Annotated in this window: 1 tRNA gene and 1 rRNA gene; both read right to left on the bottom strand. The window is 47.3% G+C overall.

Annotated elements, in window-relative coordinates:
- Positions 1-58: transfer RNA gene (locus tag GD002_RS17695), tRNA-Val, on the bottom strand.
- Positions 59-184: 126 nt separating this feature from the next.
- A 5S ribosomal RNA gene (gene rrf, locus GD002_RS18290) occupies positions 185-260 on the bottom strand; the annotation flags it as partial.

The raw sequence follows: 260 nt of genomic DNA, 5'->3' as shown, positions 1-260 counted from the left end.
TGACGGGCTCGAACCGCCGACCCCCTGCTTGTAAGGCAGGTGCTCTCCCAGCTGAGCTAATCCTCCTGGGTAAAATTGTGATAATCTTCGAATCATTACGTTAGCTGTATTTTCTCGATTACTTGTTCCATTCGCTTCTCGTAATTTTACGGGATATGCTAATGAAGAAGTATTAAAGAGAATTGCCTGGCAACGTCTTACTCTCACAGGGGGAAGCCCCCTACTACCATCAGCGCTGAAGAGCTTAACTTCCGTGTTCG

The sequence above is a fragment of the Sporosarcina obsidiansis genome, from assembly GCF_009651005.1.
Classification (GTDB): domain Bacteria; phylum Bacillota; class Bacilli; order Bacillales_A; family Planococcaceae; genus Sporosarcina; species Sporosarcina obsidiansis.
This window is presented reverse-complemented; position numbering and strand designations above follow the sequence as displayed.